Source organism: Microlunatus aurantiacus (assembly GCF_039536605.1).
Classification (GTDB): domain Bacteria; phylum Actinomycetota; class Actinomycetes; order Propionibacteriales; family Propionibacteriaceae; genus Microlunatus; species Microlunatus aurantiacus.
Map to the genome: position 1 here is coordinate 1 of NZ_BAAAYX010000029.1, position 3,835 is coordinate 3,835.

Sequence of the window (3,835 nt, forward strand, 5' to 3'; positions counted from 1 at the left end):
CAACATCCTTCCAGCGGCACCTCCCGGCACCACAGATCAGATGTCACCTACTCGTGCAGCAGACCCACCCTCAAAGGCGCCAGCTACCGGCTCAAACACCTCACCGACGACGCCACCCTTCCCAGCGTCCGAGCCGAGCAGGCACACTGAACCACAACGACCGTGGTCCACATCTCAACGAGCGAACCTGGTCCACTCCTGAACGAGCGTCGACACTTGCGGATCATGTCAAGATCGCCTGCGAGCTACGCAGGCCAGTCCTTCAGTCACCTTGCGCCCCGCTTGGCGAGCACCGCTGATGCGGTCTTCCAGAGGATGAGGATGTCGAGGGTGAATGTCCAGTTTTCGACGTAGCGGAGATCGAGCCGCACACCTTCGTCGCCTTCGAGGTCGGAGCGACCGCTAACCTGCCAGAGTCCGGTGAGTCCTGGTGTGACCAGCGTGCGTCGCGTCGCCTCGCTTGGCATTTGGGCGATCTCATGGGCAAGATGCGGGCGCGGTCCGACGAGCGACATCGAGCCATTCAAGACATTAAACAGTTGCGGCAGCTCGTCGAACGAGTAATCCCTCAGGAATCTGCCGAGGGGGGTGATTCGTGGATCGTCGGTGAGCTTGAAGAGACCGCCCTTTCCCTCATTCTTGGCCATCAGGGCAGCCTTGCGAGTTTCGGCGTCTGTCACCATGGACCGGAACTTGTACATCCAGAACTCATCGCCGTTCTGGCCGACTCTCTTCTGCCTGAAGAGGACGGGGCCGCCGTCTTGGAGCTTGATCAGGATGGCGATGGCGACCAGTATCGGCGAGATCGCGATCAACCCAAGCGAGGTGATCATCAAATCGCTGCTGCGCTTGATCACCTTTCGCCATCCACTGAAGTGAGGCTCCTCGATGTGTAGGAGCGGAGCTCCCATCAAGGGTCGAATGTGCATGCGTGGCCCAGCGACTTCGACCAGGCCCGGGTCGACGAACATTTCGACGCCAGCACCCTCGAGCGACCAAGCCAGTTTCCGCAGATAGTTGTCCCGGGTGGCGTCGTCACTCGTGACGGCAATCGCGTCACAACCGATCTGCCGGACTATCGTGGCGACCGAGGTCAGATCTCCGAGGACGGGAACACCGACGCCACATACGTCGCCGATCTCGTGACTTGGCAGACAAACCCCGACCACCTTCATCCCGCAATGCTTCTCTCGGTTGAGGCGAGCGGTGAGTTCGCGCACCGCCTTGGAGGTGCCGACGACAACGACTTGTCGGACGTCGGTACCGGCCCGCTGCCGGCGATGGAGCCCTTTTCGCGCGAGGTAACGAATCAAGGTGCTCACCACCACGGCGAATGGCACGCCGACAACCACCAGCTTGAGAAGCGTCTCATGCCCAAGGAGGCCAGCTGGGAATGCGCCCGCGACAACCAAGCCAACTCCGGCACGCAACACTGCGCGAAGTTCTTCAGTCCCGAGGCCCACACGGTTGCGAACGTAACCCCTGGCTAAGCTGATAGACGTCGTCCACGCGATCGCGCCAAGCACTGAGAGTGCCGCGACCAAGGCGAGCTCGCCATTGAGGGTATTGCTGAAGCGACTGGGAACCAGTATTCCTGCCGCACCGATGATGGCATCTGCCACCGCCAATGTCAGCACATACCGTCGGCTCCAAGCGATGAAGTTCCGGCGGCGGTGGCGTTGTGGAAGGCCTATCGAGATCGGCTCCCACGCAGGCTCTGCGTGGACAGCTCCGACAAAGGTGTCATCGCTCACAGCCGTGATCGGACTGACGGGGTTGGAAGTGATCGGACTTCCGGGCTTGGGCGTTATCGGACAATGAGTCTGCGCGGATTGTCCCTTTGCGGTGTCCGATTCGTCTGAGGGTGCCTCGGAGAACCCTGCGTGATCGCTCCATGGAGCCTTCACCCTGAGTTGGTTTTTTCCGTGCTGTCCTCTGATTGAGGACGCGACTAGTCCGCGCTGTGCCATCCCCACGTCTCCCCCGAGATCGAGCCTGTCGCCCCCGACAGGCCGCATGACTATCTGAATGGGAACTCGATGCGAACCCGTTCTGATGCAAAGAGCGAACGGGCCCTCACCTGATACGTACCCGAAGCAGCTAGGTACTGCGGAGCGTAGCGTGAGCGTCTCAGTACGTTTTGTATCGTGATCGAATCGTGACGTTTTTCCGCGGTCGGCGGTTGCGTCGTCGCGAGTTGGTGCGCGCGCCGTGTCATCAGATGAGTCCAGGAACGTGGTGTACGACCTGACCCGCTGACCGCGTGTCGTGGTGGTGAAGACGGCCACCGTGGTGATCCTTCAGAAGACCGCTCAAAGTCGACTGTGAGGAAGAAACCACGATGACCGCTGATCCCAACCCTAACGACTTGTCGGTCGTGCTCGAGCAGCTGCAGCGGGCTGATCCCGATCTGCTGCGGTCGATGCTGACCGCGTTCGTGCAGGCGTTGACGAGTGCCGACGCCGACACCGCATGCGGTGCTGAGTTCGGCACCCGCAGCCCCGACCGAGTGAACCAGCGGAACGGCTATCGGCACCGCGAGTGGGACACCCGAGCTGGCACGATCGAGCTGGCGATCCCGAAGCTGCGGGAGGGCTCTTACTTTCCCCGACTGGCTACTCGAGCGCCGCAAAACGGGCCGAACGGGCCCTGGTCTAGGTCGTGGCCACCTCCTGCCTGCTCGGCGTCTCGACCCGGCGGATGGAGAAGCTGGTCGAGACCTTGGGGGTCACCCGGTTGTCGAAGTCGCAGGTCTTGATCATTGGCCAAGGACCTTGACGCGCAGGAGGCGTTCAGGACCCGGCCGTTGGACGCCGGCCCCTACACCTTCGTCGCCGCGGACGCGTTCACGATGAAGGTCCGTGAGGCCGGCCGGGTCATCGACGTCGCCTGCTTGCTCGCCACGGGTGTGAACGCTGATGGGCACCGGGAGATCCTCGGCCTGGACGTGTGCTCAGCCGAGAGTCCAATGCCGGCTGGCTGACGTTCTTCCGCGGTCTGACCGCCCGGGGCCTGTCCGGGGTCAGCCTGGTGACCTCGGACGCCCATGCCGGTCTGGTCGCTACAGTCGGGGCGACGCTGCCCGGCGCCGGGTGGCAACGCTGCCGCACCCACTACGCGGCGAACCTGATGCAGGTCACCCCGAAGAGCAGCTGGGGCTGGGTCAAGGCGTTGCTGCACTCGGTCTACGACCAGCCCGACGCTGAGGCGGTGCAGGCCCAGTTCGACCGGATCGCCGACGACCTGGCCGACAAGCTTCCCCAGGTCGCCGCGCACCTGGAAGAGGCCCGGGCCGAGGTTCTGGCGTTCACCGCCTATCTGAGAGACCTGTGGCGTCAGATCTGGTCGAACAACCCCAACGAACGACTGAATCGGGGGATCCGGCGTCGTCGGGATCTTCCTGCGTGGTTCTCTGAGCTGGGCAGGAAGCCTGTCAGGGCTGACTGCGACGCTGGACGAAGAGCCGGGGGTGACCCGGAATCTTTCTGTCAGACCTTGTGGCCCCAACCTTGTTGGGGCCAGTCCCCTCGGCTCTTCTCAACGGGTGGTCGCGTGACCTCAGAGCGGCGTGTTGCCCGAACGGCAGGACTGTCCGCGATCACTGACTTCATTGGTGCACGAGGAATGACAGTCATGGACGTTGTCACCACGATCGGAGTCGACGCGCACAGCCAGGTGCATGTGGCTGCTGCTGTTGACCCGCAAGGCCGAGTGATCGCTGAACGGACGATCACCGCCAGCACCCAGCAACTCGGCGAGTTCGTCGAGTGGGTTGGGATTGCCCCGTTTTGACGGACAGGTTCGATGGCTTGGTCAGGCTACCTGTGCGTACTGG

At 62.7% G+C, this 3,835-nt stretch carries 1 protein-coding gene and 1 pseudogene; one reads left to right on the forward strand and one right to left on the reverse strand.

Annotated features, from left to right (window positions below):
- Positions 1-266: 266 nt before the first annotated feature.
- Entirely contained in the window at positions 267-1,754 is a 1,488-nt protein-coding gene (locus tag ABD714_RS22015) for a sugar transferase (protein ID WP_344814612.1), read from the reverse strand.
- A 587-nt stretch (positions 1,755-2,341) separates the two neighbouring features.
- Between ABD714_RS22015 and ABD714_RS22020 the strand changes: the two are divergent.
- Positions 2,342-3,396: pseudogene (locus ABD714_RS22020) on the forward strand (IS256 family transposase); the annotation flags it as partial.
- Positions 3,397-3,835: the final 439 nt, after the last annotated feature.